The 19,917-nt window shown below is 42.3% G+C and carries 18 protein-coding genes; 10 read left to right on the top strand and 8 right to left on the bottom strand.

Going from position 1 to position 19,917, the window contains the following annotated elements; genetic code table 11:
* Positions 1 to 450: 450 nt before the first annotated feature.
* Positions 451 to 1,176, top strand: coding sequence for a 16S rRNA (uracil(1498)-N(3))-methyltransferase (locus H3V01_RS10270; RefSeq protein ID WP_084585638.1), 726 nt, complete (start codon positions 451 to 453; stop codon positions 1,174 to 1,176).
* 65 nt (positions 1,177 to 1,241) lie between these two features.
* Here the strand turns inward: H3V01_RS10270 and ppk2 are convergent, their stop codons facing one another.
* Positions 1,242 to 2,135 carry a polyphosphate kinase 2 gene (gene ppk2, locus H3V01_RS10265; RefSeq protein ID WP_025329815.1) on the bottom strand — a complete coding sequence of 298 codons (894 nt, stop codon included), beginning with the start codon at positions 2,133 to 2,135 and terminating at the stop codon, positions 1,242 to 1,244.
* A gap of 139 nt (positions 2,136 to 2,274) precedes the next feature.
* The gene (locus H3V01_RS10260; RefSeq protein WP_078474377.1) at positions 2,275 to 3,468 is read right to left on the bottom strand and encodes an MFS transporter; all 1,194 of its coding nucleotides are present in this window, start codon (positions 3,466 to 3,468) and stop codon (positions 2,275 to 2,277) included.
* 391 nt (positions 3,469 to 3,859) lie between these two features.
* Here H3V01_RS10260 and H3V01_RS10255 point away from each other — a divergent pair, with 391 nt between their 5' ends.
* Genes H3V01_RS10255 through H3V01_RS10245 form a run of 3 tightly spaced genes read left to right on the top strand, consistent with a single transcriptional unit; the run spans position 3,860 to position 7,301 of the window.
* Positions 3,860 to 5,275 (top strand): aspartate aminotransferase family protein, encoded by a 1,416-nt coding sequence (locus H3V01_RS10255; RefSeq protein ID WP_025329813.1) that lies wholly within the window; start codon positions 3,860 to 3,862, stop codon positions 5,273 to 5,275.
* A gap of 54 nt (positions 5,276 to 5,329) precedes the next feature.
* Positions 5,330 to 6,418 (top strand): GNAT family N-acetyltransferase, encoded by a 1,089-nt coding sequence (locus H3V01_RS10250; protein ID WP_078474379.1) that lies wholly within the window; start codon positions 5,330 to 5,332, stop codon positions 6,416 to 6,418.
* Positions 6,411 to 7,301: an arginase family protein gene (locus H3V01_RS10245; protein WP_110413782.1), complete on the top strand. Its 891-nt coding sequence runs from the start codon at positions 6,411 to 6,413 to the stop codon at positions 7,299 to 7,301. Before H3V01_RS10250 ends, H3V01_RS10245 begins: the two co-directional genes overlap by 8 nt.
* On the opposite strand, the gene H3V01_RS10240 is transcribed toward H3V01_RS10245, so the two are convergent.
* The 6 genes from H3V01_RS10240 to H3V01_RS10215 all read right to left on the bottom strand — a co-directional run bounded on the left by H3V01_RS10240 (position 7,283) and on the right by H3V01_RS10215 (position 12,917).
* Entirely contained in the window at positions 7,283 to 8,470 is a 1,188-nt protein-coding gene (locus H3V01_RS10240) for a DegT/DnrJ/EryC1/StrS family aminotransferase (RefSeq protein WP_198186732.1), read from the bottom strand. The two genes, H3V01_RS10245 and H3V01_RS10240, sit on opposite strands and share 19 nt — an antisense overlap.
* Positions 8,471 to 8,500: 30 nt before the next feature.
* On the bottom strand, positions 8,501 to 8,911 hold the full coding sequence (locus tag H3V01_RS10235) for a DMT family transporter (RefSeq protein ID WP_198186731.1): 411 nt from the start codon (positions 8,909 to 8,911) through the stop codon (positions 8,501 to 8,503).
* The gene (locus H3V01_RS10230) at positions 8,911 to 9,267 is read right to left on the bottom strand and encodes an EamA family transporter (RefSeq protein ID WP_041881574.1); all 357 of its coding nucleotides are present in this window, start codon (positions 9,265 to 9,267) and stop codon (positions 8,911 to 8,913) included. Before H3V01_RS10230 ends, H3V01_RS10235 begins: the two co-directional genes overlap by 1 nt.
* Before the next feature lie 34 nt (positions 9,268 to 9,301).
* Positions 9,302 to 10,123: an alpha/beta hydrolase gene (locus tag H3V01_RS10225; RefSeq protein WP_084547506.1), complete on the bottom strand. Its 822-nt coding sequence runs from the start codon at positions 10,121 to 10,123 to the stop codon at positions 9,302 to 9,304.
* A 24-nt stretch (positions 10,124 to 10,147) separates the two neighbouring features.
* A complete protein-coding gene (locus H3V01_RS10220; RefSeq protein WP_198186730.1) occupies positions 10,148 to 10,894 on the bottom strand; it encodes an MtnX-like HAD-IB family phosphatase in 747 nt (248 codons plus the stop codon).
* 805 nt (positions 10,895 to 11,699) lie between these two features.
* The gene (locus tag H3V01_RS10215) at positions 11,700 to 12,917 is read right to left on the bottom strand and encodes a LysM peptidoglycan-binding domain-containing protein (RefSeq protein ID WP_198186729.1); all 1,218 of its coding nucleotides are present in this window, start codon (positions 12,915 to 12,917) and stop codon (positions 11,700 to 11,702) included.
* A 161-nt stretch (positions 12,918 to 13,078) separates the two neighbouring features.
* Here H3V01_RS10215 and def point away from each other — a divergent pair, with 161 nt between their 5' ends.
* From def to H3V01_RS10185, 6 genes are all read left to right on the top strand, one after another.
* Positions 13,079 to 13,582, top strand: a complete 504-nt coding sequence (def, locus tag H3V01_RS10210) for a peptide deformylase (protein ID WP_025329805.1) — start codon at positions 13,079 to 13,081, stop codon at positions 13,580 to 13,582.
* A gap of 67 nt (positions 13,583 to 13,649) precedes the next feature.
* The gene (gene fmt, locus H3V01_RS10205) at positions 13,650 to 14,591 is read left to right on the top strand and encodes a methionyl-tRNA formyltransferase (protein ID WP_198186728.1); all 942 of its coding nucleotides are present in this window, start codon (positions 13,650 to 13,652) and stop codon (positions 14,589 to 14,591) included.
* Entirely contained in the window at positions 14,588 to 15,841 is a 1,254-nt protein-coding gene (rsmB, locus tag H3V01_RS10200) for a 16S rRNA (cytosine(967)-C(5))-methyltransferase RsmB (RefSeq protein ID WP_096766280.1), read from the top strand. Before fmt ends, rsmB begins: the two co-directional genes overlap by 4 nt.
* A complete protein-coding gene (locus tag H3V01_RS10195; protein WP_084547518.1) occupies positions 15,807 to 16,403 on the top strand; it encodes a DUF4390 domain-containing protein in 597 nt (198 codons plus the stop codon). The genes rsmB and H3V01_RS10195 overlap by 35 nt, the downstream gene beginning before the upstream one ends.
* A gap of 5 nt (positions 16,404 to 16,408) precedes the next feature.
* Positions 16,409 to 18,511 (top strand): sensor histidine kinase, encoded by a 2,103-nt coding sequence (locus tag H3V01_RS10190; protein ID WP_198186727.1) that lies wholly within the window; start codon positions 16,409 to 16,411, stop codon positions 18,509 to 18,511.
* Positions 18,498 to 19,769, top strand: coding sequence for a sigma-54-dependent transcriptional regulator (locus H3V01_RS10185; RefSeq protein WP_025329800.1), 1,272 nt, complete (start codon positions 18,498 to 18,500; stop codon positions 19,767 to 19,769). The genes H3V01_RS10190 and H3V01_RS10185 overlap by 14 nt, the downstream gene beginning before the upstream one ends.
* Positions 19,770 to 19,917 lie beyond the last annotated feature (148 nt).

Here is a 19,917-nt window from a genome sequence, read left to right as displayed (position 1 = left end):
TTTGTTTCGTGTCGCGTCATCAGCGAAGAAGGCGAACTATACGCCTCCACAAATCCCCTGTCAACTCCTGCCTGCATTTATTTTTAACTTTCTTCTCATTCAACTGTTTTTCCTGAGTTTATTTTTGGCTCCTTTGACTCAGTTTGATTATTTTTCAAACTTTCATGACTTGCTTTGTCTGTGTGTTTATTAAATGAGTTGTGTATTCATATTCGTTAGTTCTAAAGATTAATACTCTTTAGATTGTGAAAAGGTATCATTGTTTATAATTTGTATTGCTGATATAAGAATGGGTATTTGCAGATTTATTTAAATGTATGACTTATAGATTAGGTATTTTTATACTCGTTTTTGTATTTCTATAAACAATTAGAATAGTCATTTAATTGTTTAAATGTTAATCCGGCTATTTTTATTCGCTGGATTATTGATTGATTTTTTACTACTATTATGCCCCGTTTTTATTTACCGCCCAGTGTTTTAGTTTCAGATGCATTCTCTTTACCTGATACGGCTGCTCGCCATGTACAGGTGTTACGCTACCAGCCAGGTGAGGTAATTGAGCTTTTTGATGGGCTTGGAAAGGTCTATCAGGCTGAAATTACGTCAATGGGTAAGAAAAATGTGGATGTACTGATTCGTGAAAGTACAGATATTAATTTAGAGTCGCCATTAAATATTACGTTGATGCAATCCATATCAAGTAGTGATCGTATGGATTTAACTATTCAAAAGGCTGTGGAGCTGGGCGTAACTGTGATTCAGCCTGTACTGACGGAACGCAGTAGCCAGCGCTTAAGTGGCGAACGGGCAATGAAAAAACTTGAGCGCTGGCTGGATATTGCTATTGGTGCCTGTGAACAATGCGGCAGAACGGTAGTACCTCAAATTCAACCGATAACGGGATTGTCAGATGCATTGTGTGCTCTGGGTGTGGATGATTTAAAACTGCTGATGAGTTTAAACCAGCCCCGGGCATTAAATCAGTTTACACAGCCACAGGCAGTAGTATTGCTGGTTGGTCCTGAAGGCGGATTAAGCCAGGCTGAAGAAGAGCTGGCAATTAATCATGGCTTTAATGCAATCAGCACAGGACCCAGAGTATTACGGACAGAAACAGCATCTTTGGCAGCTATTGCGGCAATGCAGTTGCTATGGGGAGACTTTCGCGGGTAAATTAGAAAAATCCGGAACTGATAATAAAACCAGCCAGTTTAGTCTGCTATCTGGCTGGTTCTGTATTAATATTCTTCTGGTATATAACGATAAGGATAATTAGGTTCCTGATAATCACCCTTATCCTGACGTTTTGGTAATTCGACCTTTTTCCGTGGTGTCTTTTTATACGGAATTTCACTCAATATATGTTTGATGATATTCAGACGCGCTTTCTTTTTATCATTAGAATCAACTACGTACCACGGTGCCCATGAGGTATCAGTTGCCATAATCATTTCATCACGAGCCCGGGAGTAGTCATACCAGCGACTGTAGGACTTGATATCCATAGGAGAAAGCTTCCAGATTTTACGCGGGTCGTTAATTCGCCCAAGCATACGTCTATGCTGTTCTTCCATACTCACTTCAAGCCAGTATTTAAGCAGGATGATACCGGAATTAACTATAGCTTTTTCCATAAATGGAATAACTTCGAGAAATTCTTTACTTTCTTCTTCGGTACAGAATCCCATCACGCGTTCTACACCAGCACGGTTATACCAGCTACGGTCGAAAATAACAACTTCTCCAGCCGCAGGTAAATGAGGAATATAGCGCTGCATGTACATTTGTGACTTTTGGCGTTCACTTGGTGCCGGCAAGGCAATAGTTTGAAAAATACGAGGGCTGACTCTCTCAGTGACAGCTTTAATTGCACCACCCTTACCTGCTCCGTCGCGACCTTCAAAAATAATACATACTTTTTGTCCGGAGGCTTTTACCCATTCTTGCAGAGCAACCATTTCACCCTGAAGTTTTTCCAGCTCTTTGTAGTATTTCTTTTGGGATAATTTTTTATGTTTGGTATTTTTATCTTGATTATGTTTGGTACTTTTATTCGGACAAGTGTTATTCTGGCTTTCTCCCTGCTCAGTATCAGGTATTTTGGTTTCAGATTGCTGCTGGTTTGCAGTCATAATACTTCCCCTATCTGTTGTTATTAATAATTAAAGTAAATTTAATATTAACAGATTATTAATGTTAACAGTTATTTGCAACATCAGTTACATGTTTTTACAATATTATTTACTGTTCTGTATACATGAATAAACTTAGTTATTGCAGATTTGCGGCAGCAGTGCGCTGTTCATCTTTTACTGTAAACCACCATACGATTAAACCGATGATAGCAAGAGCGACGCCAACCCATGCTGTACTTGTCCATCCCCAGCCGGCGGCAATGGTTAAGCCGCCTAAATAGGGTCCTAAGGCATTGGCAGCATTAAAAGCACTATGGTTGAGTGCTGCAGCCAGTGTCTGAGCTTCTTTAGCTACATCCATCAAACGAATTTGTAATAATGTACCTACAGCACCGCTCATACCGATTAGTACAACCTGAATACATATCCAGTAAGGATGATGCACTGCAAAAGGATATAAGGCCAGCATAGCAGCAGACCAGGCCAGTAAGCATGCTAATCCACCCATCACATGGCGACCGGCCAGGCGTGGCACGATAATATTGCCAAGAGTCATGCCTACACCGTAAAGACACATCACCAGTGGTACGCTTTTAGGTGACATACCGGTAATATCTTCAAGTGTTGAAGCCATGTAAGCATATATGCCAAACATGCCGCCAAAACCAATGGCTCCTATAGCCAGTGTCAACCATATTTGCCGGTTGGTCAGTGCACTAAGTTCACGCAGCGCATTGCTACCGCCTCCTTGCATACAATTTGCCGGTAAAAAAAGAGCTACCAGTATCACTGTTAAAGCAGCCAGTATGGCAACGATAAGAAAAACAACCCGCCAGCCTACTGCTTGGGCCAGCCAGCTACTCAAAGGTACGCCGATGGTAGTAGCAATGGTTAAACCGATCATCATTAATCCTACAGCCTGAGTTCTCTTATCCGGAGGCACCATAGCTGCGGCAACCAGTGCACCAACACCAAAATAGGCTCCATGCGGCAAGCCACTTAAAAAGCGAAATAACATCATACTGCGGTAATCTGGAGCCAGCATCGTGCCAAGATGTGTCAGAGAGAAAAATGCCATAAGCACCAGTAACAGGCTGCGCCTGCTAAAGCGTGCACCAAATATGGCAATAACCGGAGCGCCTATGACAACACCCAATGCGTAAATGCTGATTAGATGTCCTGCTACGGGTTCGCTTATATTTAAACCACTGGCGATATAGGGCAAAACACTCATGGTGGCAAATTCTGTAGTGCCGATTGCAAAACCGCCAACAGCAAGAGCAAATAAAAGCCAGCGGGGATGAGGAATGCGATTAGGTTCTGTGTTCATAGTTGTGTGATTAGACTGGTCAATAGTAACCAGTAAAATTGTGTGTTTATTGTGATTTAAGTCTAACTGATTGAGAAATATTAGTAAAAATTAATTTTAATTTTTTTGCATAAGTATATTGCGGATAATTAAATATTGTTTATTTTTGTGAATATGAAATTTTATCTGATTAGGGTGCAATCTATATATTGTCAGTAAATTGCTAAGCCAATATATTTTACACATTTTCTTTTTTAAATTAAGTGCAAAGATAATTGAATATTGAGCAGATAATGGTTTTATCAGGTTATCAGGCTTTGTTTCTTACGGTTTTGATGCTTTAGCAGGATATAATAGTATTAATTATGTACTTTTTATTAAGATGTTTTATTTTAAATGAATGGAATAAATGATGAGTAAGCCTAGTGCTCAAATACTTGTAAATCGTCCTGATGATGCACAGTTACTGGCAGATGAAGCAAAGTACTGTTCGTTTGGTGATACGGTACATTATGTGAATCCGCCCAAAATCTTTGATGGCTGCGAAGGCAGCTATATGTACGATAAAAATGGTACGCCTTATCTGGATTTACAGATGTGGTATTCGGCCTGTAATTTTGGCTATGCTAATGAACGGCTGAATGCTGTGCTGAAGCAGCAGGTTGATACATTACCACAATGCGCCAGCCAGTATTTACATCCTACTAAAATTGAGCTGGCTAAAACCATTGCTCTGGATATGAAACGTAAATTTGGTCATGATGGTCGTGTGCATTTCAATGTCGGTGGTTCTCAGTGTATTGAAGACTCATTGAAAATTATCCGTAATGCATCTGAAGGCCGTTCATTAATGTTTGCCTTTGAAGGTGGCTACCATGGACGTACTTTAGGTGCATCTTCGATTACCTCCAGCTTCCGTTATCGCCGGCGTTATGGTCATTTTGGTGATCGCGCTATGTTTATTCCGTTTCCTTATCCGTTCCGCCGTCCTAAAGGAATGACGGCAGAAGAATATGGTGAACATTTGGTGGCAGATTTTGCCCGCCTGTTTGAAACAGAATACCATGGTGTGTGGGATCCGAAAGCCGGGCAAGCTGAATATGCAGCATTCTATGTGGAACCACTGCAAGGAACAGGCGGATATATTGTACCGCCACGCAACTACTTTAAAGGACTGAAAAAGGTTCTGGATCAATATGGTATTTTGCTGGTTGTTGATGAAATTCAGATGGGTTTTTATCGCACCGGTAAATTATGGTCAATTGAACACTTTGATGTAAAACCAGATATGCTGGTATTCGCTAAGGCGCTGACCAATGGCATGAATCCGCTTGGTGGTCTGTGGGCTCGGGAAGAACTGATTAATCCTCAGGTATTTCCGGCTGGTTCTACTCATTCTACTTTTGCCTCAAATCCATTAGGAACAGCGGTAGGTCTGGAAGTATTTAAGATGATGGCCGAAACTGATTATGAAAAAATGGTTATGGAAAGCGGAGCGTATTTCCTTGAGGGCTTAAAAACACTGGAACAGCGCCATAAGGAAATAGGTGAAGTAGACGGTCTGGGGCTGGCTTTACGTGCCGAAATCTGCACAGAAGACGGATTTACTCCGAATAAAGCTCTGGTAGACAAAATGGTGGATATTGGTATGTCCGGCGATCTGGACTGGCAGGGCCAGAAAATGGGTCTGGTACTGGATATTGGCGGCTATTACAAAAATGTCATTACTTTCGCGCCTTCATTACATATTACTAAACAGGAAATTGATCAGGGTATTGAATTGCTGGATCAATTGATTACACGTGCTAAAAAAGAGTTAACAGCTTAGGGGCTGGTAATGGCAGCCGGCTGATATTCAGGCTGGCTGCCGTATTAGTAAATTATGAATTATCTGACTCAACTGGAACCGAATGAGCTGGTCGACACTTTTCTGGTCAGTCCGCCTCAGGATTTTACAGCATGGCAATTAACAAGCGGGGTACCGGCATTTGCTGCACGGTTTGATTTACTGACTACTGCAGAATCTGATTTTCAGCAAAAAATTCGCCATTGGCCGTTATTTAACTGGTGGCAGCAGTTTCTGAAACCTGAAACTTGTTTTATTGGTACTACTGTATCGGAATATGCGCTGTTTACTCAACAACAATCTGCGCAGCAGTTAGCTACTGAAATTAAACAGCATTATGGCAAAAAATATCCGCTGCTGATTGTGAAAGATATTCCTCAGCAATCACCATTACTGAATCATCAGGCAAATGAATATGCTGCATCGCTGATAGAGGTATTGCAACAAGAAGGATTTATTGCAGTAGAAGGTCAGGCACTAGCCTGGGTACCGATAGATTTTAATGATATTGATGAATATCTAGGCCGTCTGTCTTATCAGCGGCGTAAAAACTTCCGGCGCAAATTAAAAACGCAATCGCTGGTAGAAATTGGTTGTCTGCATAGTGGTGATGCCTATTTTCAGAATGAGGCCGTTTTAGATGAGTACTATCGGTTATATTTGAATGTTTATAATCAAAGTGAAATCCATTTTGATTTATTAACCAAAGATTTTTTTGTGCGCCTGCTACAGGACAGCAGCAATCAGGCCAGGATTTTTACCTACCATTATCAGCAAGAACTAATTGGTTACAATATCTGTTTTGTTCTGAACGGTATGCTGGTAGATAAATATATCGGTTTTGTTTATCCTCAGGCACGGGAACTGAATCTGTATTATCTGAGCTGGTTTTACAATCTGAATTATGCCAAAGAGTATGGGCTTAAAGTTTATGTCGCCGGCTGGACGGATCCGCAAGTTAAAGCATCTTTAGGTGCACAATTTACTTTTACCAAACATATGGTGTATGTCCGCAACCCTGTTTTAAGAAAGCTACTGGCAAAAATCAGTACTCGTTTCGAACAGGATAAAATCTGGCAGGAAAATAGCAATCAGCCTACTCAGGATAGTAAAAGACATGAATAAAACGGTAATTCTGGATTTTGACCACAGTACAGGATCTATACCAGATGCAGTAAGAATTGAACTTGGTCAATGGCAGGAAGTTATTCGTTTTGGTTGCTCTCAGACCAGTTTTAAGAAATTACAGGCTGAACTGAATCAGCAATTACCCGAACATTATGGTACGGTATTAACCGGCAGTGGCGACTATCATCATATTTCATTATTGTTGATTAAGCGTTTACAGCAATTTTTCAGTGCCTTCAATCCGATACAAGTCATTATTTTTGATAATCATCCGGATAATATGCGTTATCTGTTCGGAATTCACTGTGGTTCGTGGGTCAGTTACGTGGCGCAATTGCCTTTTGTCAGCCATGTACATGTATTAGGTATTACTTCAAATGATATAGGGGTGGCACACAGCTGGGAAAACCGGCTGGCGCCATTATTTCAGGGTAAATTAACTTACTGGTGTATGGATGTACAGGTTGGCTGGGCAAGAACAATTGGTCTGAAACAGGCTTTTCGGGCATTCTCCTCACCAGAAGAACTGGTAAATGCCTTTATCCAGACTCAGCAACAAACTAATGAACCTGTATATATCTCGATAGACAAAGATGTTCTGGGTAAGGACGTAGTACAAACCAACTGGGATCAGGGGCGCATGCAACTGGAACATTTATTAACTGTGATTAACGCTATGAATCAGCGGATTATTGGCAGCGATATTACTGGTGAAGTATCTCAGTGGGAATATACCAGCCCGCTAAAACGCTTACTGAGTGCAATGGACAAACAGGAACCTATTCCGGCTACTACACTGACTGCATGGCAAGAAAAACATCATGCTGTTAATCAGCAATTGCTTGCCGCTCTGGCTCAGAATCAGCGCACAGCATCCTGAATAACTTCACATATCCAGGAAAACTGAGCATCAGTAAGCCACAGGCTGTTGGTAATAGTGAACATACGTGCAGCAAAGTCTTCAGCATTCGGCATGGATGAAGCAGGTACAATCGGCTGCAAATAATCGTATTGAGACAGTGGGTGAATAAATAACCGTGTTACCCCCAGCGGACTAGTCCATAGCTGTTTTAATACAGCATCGCGATGTTGGCCTGTAGGCAATAACACCATTAGAAAAGGCCATACACCCCGACCATGCTGATCGACGATCACCTCTATTCCGGAAATACTCTGCAATTGTTCAATACGCTGGTAGGCCTGCTTTTGCAACATATCTAGAAATGCCGGTAAACGCAGGCAAGCATTAGCAGCTACATGCTGACGCCAGCGACTAACCCGATGCATTGGAATATCAAAATCAAAATCATCTCCAACGGCTGCAATCCATTGCTGCCGGCGCAATGCCTTTCTCCTGCCTTGCCCATAAACAAAATATAAACCGGCAGGATTATACAAAGCAGTGTATCCAAATAATTCCAGGGTTCTCAGCAACTCCCATTTGTACCGGCGTGGCAATAATTTTTCGGACATAGCTTGTAAATTACTGCGTAATTGCATATCACTGGCGGTTAACAAACCGCCTTCATACATAGTTAGCCCTTTACCGGCTGCCAGACTGAACAGCACAATATCGCCATGCTGCCCTACTTCTGCACCCAATGCCTGCGCTGCATCCTCTATCACACTAATCTGATAGGACTGAGCCAGCTGTTTAACGGTACTGACATCTGTCACCCGGCCGCCCAAGTGTGTAGGTATCACTGCCAATACCTGCTCATTTAACAGAGTACTTAACTGAGCGATATCCATATCGATACTACCGGGTTTTAAATCACATAACTGTAACTGTAAACCACAATGATGAACGGCCAGCGCAACCAGCGGACAGGTATATGCCGGTACAATTACGATTTTACGCTGTGGCTGTTGCTGTGCCAGTGTGGTTAACGCAATAATCAGTGCTGCTGTACCTGAACAGGTAAGCTGTACGGGCGGCAGATGCAATTGTTCGCTGACTCTGCTCGTAAGTGACTGACCAGCCGGCCACCAGTCAGACCACTTTAGCGGTAATCCGGCAGTAGGCGGGTTCTCATAGTAGTATGACATAAATAATACTAATCTTCTGAACCGGAAAAGTTAACACGGCTCATCATCTTTACTGTGCTCCTCCGTTTCCATGATCTCTTTTTCAGCCAGTGCTAAAAAGATAATACCAGCCACAATAAATATCGCGCCGAGGATGCGAATATTTGTAATGTGCTCATGAAACAGAAAAGCTGAAACCAGCATTACCGTAATTACTTCCAGATGCGATGCAGCAAATGCCGGACCAACCGGTGCTTTTTTCAACAGCATCATCCAGGTAAAAAAAGCACCAATATAACCGGCAATGGCAATATATACCCACGGCTGAGTAAATACGCGGGAAATCCAGTCCCAATCCGCAGCAAGCGGCTGCGCATGAATAGCAGTTAATTTAAAACTGCTCTGTCCCAATGTATCAAACAATAATAAGAGCGCAAAACCAACTATATAAAATTTACGCATTATGACGCTCCTACCAATACTACTCCGATGGTAATACAAAACATACCGACTAACCGGAAACGGGTAAGCTTTTCCTGAAACAAAACCCGTCCTACCAGCATCAGTACGATAATGTTAATTGAACCAAGCAAAATACCCTGTGACAATGGTACCTGACTTAAAAATGCTAGCCAAAGCAAAAATTCAGCGACATAGGAACCAATCCCAATCCACAACCAGTAATTACTGAACAGATCAATCCAGTAATACCAGCCATTGCGGTTATCTGGCGCAATGGCTGCATATTTAAATGCTATTTGCCCGAGCGTATCAAAACAGATATTGGCAAACCATAAAATGAATACAAGCATCGTCATATAATATTTCCTTTGCTGTGAGATAGATATTCACTTACGCTGTTTGCGCTATATGCTCGAAAAAGGCAACTGATTCATTGATTACTTCGCGCCGCTGCCGATCAATGGTAATCAGGTGATAGCTGTCATCCAGAACGATAAATTTTGTTACTCCGTTAACATATTTTTCTACCAGACGCGCATTAGTTTTAATATTGGCAATATCATCATGACCGGAATGCATAATCAGACAGGGAGCTGTAACCTGTGGCAACTGTCGCCGCACTATTTTGGCCAGTGCCTGCATTTCTGCCAGCGCCGGAAACGGATTACCGGCCAGGCCGGCACTGGCACTATCGCCACTGAACATACTGGCAGCAACAGTTGCACGAATACGTTCATCTTTCAGCCCGTACGGCGGTTTCTCTATAAATGAGGTTTTCTGAAATAAATGAAATTTTTTAAAAAACGGTAATAGCACAAAAGATTGTTTTGCCCAGAATGGAATAGACCAGCCATCATAGCTGAATGTTACACCATAGACACCCACACCCTTTACAAGCTCAGGCTGATCGGCCGCCAGTTTCAATGCCAGCAGCGCACCCATCGATAATCCTGCTACAAACAGACAATCGACTTTTTGCTTTAGAAATTGCGCAGCCTCCTGCACACTGGCATACCAATCATGCCAGGTAGTCTGACATAAATCAGCTTCATCACCGCAATGGCCGGCCAACTGCATGGCATAGACAGTAAAACCTGCCTGATGCAGTCCTTTGGCCAGAATACGCATTTCATTGGGTGTACCGGTAAGACCATGTACCAGCAGAACACCGTTGCGATTACCGGGTAAAAAATAAGAAGAATCTTGAATCATAATTATAAATCAGGTATTAATGCCTTATGCTGGAATCAGGCAGCTATTCTCGGTCGGAGCTTTCAGCAACTCAGGCAAAATGGCAGTAACATCGCCAAAATTCTTGATTGGATAATATGCAATCCGCTGTTGCTGACAAAAATCAATTAATTTATCTTTGGCAAATACCATATCTACTTTATCTGCCACACAAAAATCCGATGTACCATCACCAACATAAAAAATCTTTTGAAAACCAGTCAGTTTCCGACGGTGCTGACATTTACAATTACCACTGGCCTTAAGGCAGTGATCATTGGCATAAGGAAAATCCAGTGCCCAGCCATGCTGTTGATTATGCAATAAGCGATTGGCAAAAACCGGTAAAAAGTTCAGATTATACCGCTTAAGGATGGACTGAATGGCATAGTCCAGTCCATCACTGACAATATGTACATTTAAATTTCTGCTTTGTGCAAAGCTGATAAATTCACTAAAAGCAGGATCAATTTTAATTTGTGCCAGCACACTGTCCAACTCAGCCTGACTGGCCTGCATATTAGCAATCTGCTGATGCATGCATTCCCGCGAACCAATAATACCTTGCTGCCACTGCTGCTCAAATAAGGCACATTTCTCATTACCAAAATGATTCAGTAAGGTATCAGTAACATCTTTTTCACTAATGGTTCCGTCAAAGTCACACAATACTGAATACTGACTCAAATCGTTAGCATAAAAAAGTGACTGATGATTTTGCGGGCTTTCCGCAACGGGGAAGAAACAACTCATATTGTTCCATATAAAAATTACAAATAAAAACAGGCTGGCATTGTAACAAGGAAAATGAAAGATAATGCAAGATGCTTGAATATCTTAGTGTGTAAAGGCTAAACGTAAATAATTCCACTAAATTTTAGCCAATTACCCTAACATGATAATTGGCTAAATATGGCTGATAGATCGGAGATTAAGGGTACTAAATATATATTCTATCAATAGAATAATACCCGTTCACTTTGAACACTAATTTCAGTTTAATATAAAATAAACGAAAATACATGTCAGAAATGTATCTTATACTTTGCTGAAACTCAGATTACCTGTCTGCTATACCAAGCCGCCAAATCTGTCCACAACAGAACTAATCTATACAGATAGCTGATATGTCTAGATATTTTAACCGAATAATTGATCTATTTTAAAACATTTCTACCAGAAATTAAACTGACTGGATTTAAGTATACTTAATGCAATATCAATATTGGAAAGAAGTAAGCTAATAATTGTTATTTTTTCACAATAATTTAAATTATATAGATAATTTATTTAAATCAAATGGCATAAAATAATCAGAACCGATACTCAGTAAAGACGATTCAGAAACAAATAATTGTTTATCCGATATTTATTATTCTGATAAATATCGGATAATAAGCATAACTGCTATTTTTAGCAGCAGAGAATTTTGATGTCTATGCTTATAGAGAGCAATAGATAAAACTATATAAAATAAAAGTGCGGATATATCCGCACTTTTATTCGATTCATTTCATCAGCAATACATTTTTTACCAATATATTATTCGCTGTTTCAATTAGTGAATTTCTTTGAATGAATTGATCAGGTAAGTTGAGTCCTGTGTAACATCATCCAGATCATGACCTGGGTTCATTACTAAATCTCCTATCTGCACAGCTTGAGATGCGTTAATAATAAGAGCTGAAGACAAATTATCACTTACCCGATAAATCAGTGCCAGACCAACTTCCTCTGCCGGAATACTCAGATATTTAACCACACTGCGTGATTTCTTAGGCTCATTAGATAAATCAGCCTTAAGCTGGCGACTTTTTTTATACAGGCTAACTACGGTACCTTTATCAACTCCATCATTAGTACCTAAATTCAAAGTAATTGTCTGATAAGGACCTGCTTCCTGAATACCGTCCATTACAGAAACAATTTTACCTTTAATCTGAGTAGTGGGCCCATGAGGCATCATCTGGAACGGATCATGCTCATCTGTAATTTTTAACAGATAATCACCCTTATTAATTTCTGACGCTGAATTGGTAATAACCAGTGGCTGAGCTGTACGCGTAGGAACCTTAATCAGTGGTGTCTTACGGGTATAATACTCATCTTCAGGTAAGCTGGCTACATCCTTTGGACTGCGTTCAGCCAGAGCAGTGTTCTGTCCGGCCAGCGTTGCTGCTTCACCACTAAAGCGTACCAGCTGTCCCAGATATTTATGGGTATCTGGATCAGTAATATTCTGTTCTATACGGTAAATCAGATAGCGACCAGGCTCTAACTGACGATCCGCATAGATACGGTCACCTGTAGAATAAATAACCCGGTTATCCGGTCCGGCAATCAGACGTGGTGCCTCTCTGGTTTGTTCTTTACTAATTACTTGCGGGTGTTGCATAAACATACGGAAAAAATCGACATCTATGGTACTGATGCCATAACCAGAAGACAGATTACGTATTTGTGGTTGCAGTTTAATGGTTGGAATACCTCCGCTGTTATCAAAACCCAGACGCGGCTGCCCGTTAACATAGCGCAGACTTAAAACCTGTCCCGGATAAATTTTTTGCGGATTCCGAATCTGAGCCCGGTTAGAACCCCACAGCTGCGGCCATTGCCAAGGGCTGTAAAGATACTTACCGGATATGCTCCACAAAGTATCACCACTTTTCACTACATATTGTGCCGGTGCATCCGGACGTAATTTTAATTTGGCCATTACCGGTGCAGATATTGCCATACTTAGTGCACACAGCAGAGTTATAATATGTTTATGCATGTAAGGTATCCTTAGGGAGATTGCTATTTTAAATGATTGTGATATGACATAGTATGGATATTAGTATCAGTTTACCTGAATCCATATCAACAATCTTTAAAAAATCCATATTGCCATCATGTACTCAGGTCAGATTGATTGAACAAGGAATTAAACACATAATGGCTCTCTTAAACATTTTACAATATCCTGATGAGCGTTTACATACTGTTGCGCAACCTGTTACAAAATTTGATGACAGAATTCGTACGCTGGTACAGGATATGGCGGAAACTATGTATCAGGCACGTGGTATCGGACTGGCGGCAACTCAGGTTGATGTGCATGAACGTGTAGTAGTAATGGATCTGTCTGAAGAACGTAATCAGCTGCGTGTATTTATTAATCCGGTTATTACTTACAGAGAAGGTGATACCGAGTACGAAGAAGGCTGTTTATCTGTTCCCGGTATTTACGAGATGGTACACCGCTCTGAGCGCATTACCGTTGAAGCCTATGATGAGCATGGTGAAAAATTTACACTGGAAGCAGACGGATTACTAGCCATCTGTATTCAGCATGAACTGGATCACCTTGCCGGCAAGGTATTTGTAGAATATCTGTCGCCACTGAAACAGAACCGTATCAAAACTAAGCTTAAAAAACGCGCACGCGAAAGAATGTAACAAAACCTGTTGTCGGAATTTTTTATTGGCATAGCGATAGCTGTTATGCCTGTTGTGGATTTATTGCATGAAGCCTTCTGTTATTTTCGCCGGAACCCCTGATTTTGCTGCGGCTGCACTCAATGCTATTGTTGCAGCCGGTTTTAACGTGCCTCTGGTATTAACCCAGCCAGACCGCCCTAGCGGCCGCGGGTTAAAGTTACAACCCAGTGCAGTCAAAAAAGCAGCACTGACACACGGCCTTACCGTAATGCAGCCAACTACATTAAAAACGGCCGAAATTCAGGCAATATTGGAAAATCAGCTGGCTGATGTCATGGTTGTAGCTGCTTACGGGCTATTACTGCCACAGGCAGTGCTTAATATTCCCAGATACGGCTGTCTCAATATTCATGCGTCGCTGTTGCCGCGCTGGCGTGGTGCCGCGCCGATTCAGCGTGCAATTGAAGCCGGCGATCAGGAAACCGGGGTATGTATCATGCAAATGGATGCCGGCCTGGATACCGGTTCAGTAATCAGTCGTCATAAATATACTATTAAAACAGACGATACAGCGAGTGAAGTACATGATGCATTGATGCAGCTTGGTGCTGATGCAATTGTTGCTGATTTACAACAAATTAACCAGCTACAGCCAATTCCACAAAGTGAAATAGGCGTTACTTACGCTCATAAATTAAGCAAAGCTGAAGCACAAATTAACTGGACCCGACCTGCTGCAGAAATTGTACGAAAAATTCGTGCTTTCAATCCAGTACCTGGAGCATGGACTGTCTGGCAGGATAAACCGCTTAAAATCCGGCGCGCCAAGATAGTTTCATACACAGGCATACCGGGAATGGTTTTACACAGTAATGAACATGAACTGATTGTAGCCTGTGGCAAAGACTCCATCAGTATTGAAGAAATTCAGAAAGCGGGTAGCAAAGCTATGTCTGTAACCGCATTCCAAGCCGGTAATATCTTGCAACAGGGTACATTACTCGCTTCAGCGGAGAGTGATACATGAGTATGGCTCGCGCCCAGCAACTGGCAGCAAATATCATCGGCGAAGTCCTAAACGGATGTAATCTCAATGAAATTCTGATTCAGGTAATACAGCAACATCCTGAACTGTCAGCCTCTGACAGAGCTGCCTTGCAAGATCTTACTCATGGTAGCCTGCGTTATTTAGGTCTGTTGCAACAACTTGTACAGCAAATGACCACAGCTTCACCACCGGCAGATATTCGCCATCTTCTTATCATTGCTTTATACCAATTACATTTTACTCGCAATGCACATCATGCCGTCGTGAATGAAGCTGTGAATCATGCACGCCGATTGCACGGTGGTCGTTACCAGAAACTGGTTAATGCTCTGTTACGGCGCTTTTTACGCGAGCATGAGGACTTATTAGCCAATGCACTTAAACAGGATACAGCCCGTTTCAATCTGCCTGCATGGTGGTTAAACTATCTTAAAAAGCATTATCCTCAGCATTGGCATAATATGGTTACAGCAATGGCTCAGCATCCGCCTATGACATTGCGAGTCAATCGTCGCTATACTGATGCTGAGCAATATCAAACCAAACTGGCCGCAGCCGGTATACCAGCCAGAATTCTTGATACACACAGCATTATGCTGCAACAGGCAGTAGCCGTATCAAAGCTACCGGATTTCGCTTCAGGACATGTGTCTGTACAGGATTTTGGTGCTCAGCAAGCCATTCCTTTGCTGAATCCGCAATCCGGTGAGCGCATTCTGGATGCATGTGCTGCACCGGGCGGTAAAACAGGACATATGCTTGAATGGGCAGACTGCGATGTAACCGCACTGGATATAGATTCGCAGCGTCTTGAGCGCGTACAGGAGAATCTGCAACGCCTGCATCAGCAGGCACATTTGCATTGTGCCGACGCAAAAGATCTGCACTCATGGTATGATGGCAACACTTTTGATGCCATTCTTGCTGATGTTCCCTGTACAGCTTCAGGTGTAGTAAAACGTCATCCTGACATCAAATGGTTACGTCAGCCTCAGGACGGACAAAAAACTGCACTACAGCAGGAAGCTTTACTGGATAATCTGTGGCTTACTTTAAAATCAGGCGGGCGCCTGCTTCTGGCCACCTGTTCGATTTTTACAGAAGAAAATCAGCAACAAGTAACCCGTTTTTTAACCCGACATGCGGATGCCCGCGAGCGTCTCTCACGTATTTTATTACCGAACAGCAGACAAGATGGCTTTTTTTACGCGCTTATCGATAAAATCTAGTCTACTTTTTACCTGTCTCCTCTGCCTGAGTATTACTGCAGCACTGGCCGAAGGCATAAGCACCACCCGTGCTCAGGCTAATATTACCAGTAATGGTCAGCTTTCCATCAATACACGTTTTAATACCCAGCTGCCCGACCAACTGAAACAGGCTCTGACTCAGGGCGTACCATTAAATTTTGATCTGAACTATCAGTTAACAGCTCCCACGCTCGCTTCTTACCGTAATCGGATTAATAACCTGATTGGCGGTGATAACCTTATACAGTACAAACTCGCTTATCACCCGCTGACTAACCGCTACCGTGTCAGCATGGGTTCCACATTCTCTACCGAATACAACAGCCTTGATACCGCACTTAGAGCCGTTGGTGCCGTAGCCAACTGGCGCGTCCTGAGCAATGGCACACTCAGCGGTGTCTCTGCGAATGAAGTGCGTGCTGATGTTCGCCTTAGTCTGAGTATCAGCCAGTTACCCAAGCCATTTCAGATTAATGCACTCACTTCCCATAGCTGGCAACTAGATTCGGGCTGGCATCGTCTAGTCATTAATGCGGACTGACCACAATGAGACGGCTGATTTTGGTCATGGCAGTACTCTGTGTAGTGACCCTGTATGTTCTGGCTGTCGCTACCGGCAACACTAATGTTTTTTCAAAATATTTCTGGTTTGCTTTTGGATTTGCCTCACTACTGGTACTGGCACTGATGCTGATGGCCGGTTCTTATTGGTGGAAATTGCTGCAAAGCCGGCACAGACAGGAGTTCGGTTCCAAAATTGCATTGCGTTTGGCTTCCATGTTTACCCTGGTAGCTGTATTACCCGGCTTATTTCTGTTCGGAGTATCCGCACAGTTTATCTCACACAGTATTCATTCGTGGTTTGGTAACGATACAGAAGAAGCATTAAACCGCAGTATTAGCCTGAGTAAATCGGCTCTGGATTATGAGCTGGACAACACAGTTCGCCGGGCGGCCAATATTCAGATCGCCCTGATTGCAGCCACTGGTCTGGAACAACCACTAGTACCCGTTCTAGAGAAAAATGGCAAAAGCAGACAATTCAGTCAGTTAGATATTTATAATTTAAACAATAAACGACTTGATGCCGAATATAATCCTCAGCACCTGTCCACTCCTGAACTTAACCCGAATCTGATTCAGCAGTTGCATAATTCAGGCTCTGTCCGTGAGATTGAAAGTATCAATAATATTCTTTATGCACAGGGCTGGCTGCTTTTACCTGGACACAACAGCGATAAAGCCCTGTTTTTCCGCCAGCCAATTCCGGCCAAAGTAGCACGGGATGCAACTCTGATTGAAGCGGCACGGGCAAAATATGGAGAGCTGAGCTTTACTAAACAAAGTCTGCAAACCTTTTTTCTGGCTACTTTACTAATGGCTACCCTGCTGTCCATTATTCTGGCTCTGCTGGTAGCGTTATATTTTGCCCGGCAATTTGTTGCTCCTATTCTTTCACTTGCCGATGGTGCCCGTGCAGTGGCCAAAGGTGATCTGGACGTACAACAAACCATTTATCGCAATGATGAGCTTGGAAAATTAACCGGTCTGTTTAATCACATGACAATACAGCTACGCCACTCACGTGAACAACAGGAAGCGGCCAGACATTATCTGGAATATATACTTAATAGCCTGACCACTGGTGTAGTTACCCTCAATCCAGAAGGATGCCTGATTACCTTTAATCAAATGGCGGAAAACATCCTTGGCCAGAATCTGAATCCGATACTCAGGCAAAATATCAGCCAGCTTACAGAACAAAGCCCGCAAACAGCAATGCTGGCTGATGTATTTCAGCAGATACTGACTACAGAATATCAGAACAAACCGGCGCAAATTACCTATAATCATAAAGATGAGGCTCTGATATTACTCGGGAAGGCTACACCACTGCCCAAAGACAGCGGTGGCGGTACTGTACTGGTGTTTGATGATGTTACAGCTCTGGTCAGTGCTCAGAAAGAAGCAGCATGGGGTGAAGTTGCCCAACGACTGGCACATGAAATCCGTAACCCGCTGACACCAATTCAACTATCTGCCGAACGGCTGGCGTGGAAACTCAGTGATAAATTAAACGAAGCGGACAGACAAATTTTAAGCCGTGCTACTAATACCATTATCCGTCAGGTAGCAGCAATGAAAGATATGGTTGAAGCATTCCGCAATTATGCCCGTTCACCGGCATTAAAATTCACAAACCTTGATTTAAATGAACTAATACGCGAGGTTTTGGTACTTTATGAAGGTAGTAATTGTACATTTACAGTTAATTTGAGTAAGATAGTAATGAATGTTAACGCTGACAGCGGAGCTTTACGTCAGGTTATTCATAATCTGCTGAAAAATGCAGTAGAGGCAGCTGCAGCATCTGACTCTCCTGAAGTAAGCATACAAACTGAATTAAATAGCGAACATATTCTTTTCTACGTAAGTAATAATGGTAAAACATTTAGTCAGGAGATGTTATTACATGCATTTGACCCTTATGTAACAGACAAACCCGGTGGTACCGGACTGGGATTGCCGGTAGTAAAAAAAATCATTGAAGAACACGGCGGGCGGATCCAAATCAGTAATCAGAAAAACGGACTGGCTTGTGTCAAAATAACCTTACCATTACAGGTGAATAGAAATGCGAAGCAGTGATATTTTAATTGTTGATGATGAAATAGGTATCCGCGATTTATTATCGGAAATCTTGCAGGACGAAGGTTATACCGTCACCACAGCCGAAAATGCCGATACTGCCCGCCAACTACGCCAGCAAACACGCCCTGCGATGGTATTACTGGATATCTGGATGCCTGATTGTGATGGGATTACCTTACTTAAAGAATGGGCAAAATCCGGGCAGTTAACTATGCCGGTAGTGATGATGAGCGGCCATGCCAGCATTGACACTGCCATAGAAGCCACAAAAATTGGCGCACTGGATTTTCTGGAAAAACCCATTTCCCTGCAAAAACTGCTTAGTACCGTAGACCGTGCTTTAAAATACGGGCAAATGCAGGCCGCTTCCAATCTGACACTGGATAAGCTCGGTCACAGCCCTGCAATTAAAGAATTAAATCAGCAACTGGAACGTATAGCTAAATTCAGTACTCCGGTATTACTCACCGGTGAACTGGGCTCTCCTTTTGAACTGGTAGCACGCTCATTTCATAAAAGCTCAACTCCCTGGGTAGAACCCTCCAAAGTAGAACAAATCGTTGACGCTCCTATTGAATTATTGCAGAAAGCCACCGGTGGCATACTTTATCTGGGCGATATAGCCCAGTATGGTAAAAGTACCCAGCAAAGTATCGGTTTCATTCTGACTAAAGCAGACCGCTACAACGCTCGCATTATCTGCGTTTGCAGCAGGTCAATTAAAGAAATGATTACCGATCCGTTACAGGATAACAAGCTGCTTAATACTTTGTCATCACTAATTGTTGCCATTCCTCCGTTGCGTTCGCAACTGGATGATATGGTATTTCTGGTGGAACAAATAACAACCGAACTGGCAGAAAGCCAGAAAATTCCGCCAGTAAAATTCACTACTGCTGCCTTGAATGAATTACGTCAGTACGACTGGCCGGGTAATCTGGAACAGTTGCGCAGTGTAGTTAAAAGCCTGATGCTCACAGCAGAAAATAACGAAATTGACGTTAATGTTGTCAGTACTATTCTGAATCAGTTCAAACATAACCAGCCTCATGAAACCATGAACGGCTTCAATTTTGATCTGCCTCTGCGTGAACTGAGAGAGGATCTGGAACGACGCTATTTCGAATACCACATTGCTCAGGAAGGACATAACATGAGTAAAGTGGCTCAGAAAGTAGGGCTGGAACGAACTCATCTTTATCGCAAACTTAAACAGCTTGGTATTCAGTTTTCGCGCCGGCAGGCTGAAAAATAATTCAGATAAACCGGATAATAAATTCTCTGCAAATTTTATTATGAATTTTATTCATATTATTTAGCGGATTTTTCAAAGAAAATCTGCAATAAAACATTGATTGAGCATGTCTGAAACGTTATGGTTAGATATCTAACCATAACCTACA

Source organism: Snodgrassella sp. M0351 (assembly GCF_016100575.1).
In the GTDB taxonomy this organism is placed as follows: Bacteria; Pseudomonadota; Gammaproteobacteria; order Burkholderiales; family Neisseriaceae; genus Snodgrassella; species Snodgrassella alvi.
The sequence above is the reverse complement of the archived record's forward strand: the minus strand, read 5'-3'. Positions and strand labels throughout refer to the sequence as shown.

Bases quoted from the DNA above. Each gene is read 5' to 3' on its own strand.
- H3V01_RS10245 (WP_110413782.1), top strand. From the start codon at position 6,411: ATGAATAAAACGGTAATTCTGGATTTTGACCACAGTACAGGATCTATA.
- H3V01_RS10260 (WP_078474377.1), bottom strand. From the start codon at position 3,468: ATGAACACAGAACCTAATCGCATTCCTCATCCCCGCTGGCTTTTATTT.
- H3V01_RS10255 (WP_025329813.1), top strand. From the start codon at position 3,860: ATGAGTAAGCCTAGTGCTCAAATACTTGTAAATCGTCCTGATGATGCA.
- H3V01_RS10225 (WP_084547506.1), bottom strand. From the start codon at position 10,123: ATGATTCAAGATTCTTCTTATTTTTTACCCGGTAATCGCAACGGTGTT.
- def (WP_025329805.1), top strand. From the start codon at position 13,079: ATGGCTCTCTTAAACATTTTACAATATCCTGATGAGCGTTTACATACT.
- rsmB (WP_096766280.1), top strand. From the start codon at position 14,588: ATGAGTATGGCTCGCGCCCAGCAACTGGCAGCAAATATCATCGGCGAA.
- H3V01_RS10230 (WP_041881574.1), bottom strand. From the start codon at position 9,267: ATGACGATGCTTGTATTCATTTTATGGTTTGCCAATATCTGTTTTGAT.
- H3V01_RS10270 (WP_084585638.1), top strand. From the start codon at position 451: ATGCCCCGTTTTTATTTACCGCCCAGTGTTTTAGTTTCAGATGCATTC.
- H3V01_RS10235 (WP_198186731.1), bottom strand. From the start codon at position 8,911: ATGCGTAAATTTTATATAGTTGGTTTTGCGCTCTTATTATTGTTTGAT.
- H3V01_RS10240 (WP_198186732.1), bottom strand. From the start codon at position 8,470: ATGTCATACTACTATGAGAACCCGCCTACTGCCGGATTACCGCTAAAG.
- H3V01_RS10215 (WP_198186729.1), bottom strand. From the start codon at position 12,917: ATGCATAAACATATTATAACTCTGCTGTGTGCACTAAGTATGGCAATA.
- H3V01_RS10220 (WP_198186730.1), bottom strand. From the start codon at position 10,894: ATGAGTTGTTTCTTCCCCGTTGCGGAAAGCCCGCAAAATCATCAGTCA.
- H3V01_RS10250 (WP_078474379.1), top strand. From the start codon at position 5,330: ATGAATTATCTGACTCAACTGGAACCGAATGAGCTGGTCGACACTTTT.
- H3V01_RS10195 (WP_084547518.1), top strand. From the start codon at position 15,807: ATGGCTTTTTTTACGCGCTTATCGATAAAATCTAGTCTACTTTTTACC.
- H3V01_RS10185 (WP_025329800.1), top strand. From the start codon at position 18,498: ATGCGAAGCAGTGATATTTTAATTGTTGATGATGAAATAGGTATCCGC.
- fmt (WP_198186728.1), top strand. From the start codon at position 13,650: ATGAAGCCTTCTGTTATTTTCGCCGGAACCCCTGATTTTGCTGCGGCT.
- H3V01_RS10190 (WP_198186727.1), top strand. From the start codon at position 16,409: ATGAGACGGCTGATTTTGGTCATGGCAGTACTCTGTGTAGTGACCCTG.
- ppk2 (WP_025329815.1), bottom strand. From the start codon at position 2,135: ATGACTGCAAACCAGCAGCAATCTGAAACCAAAATACCTGATACTGAG.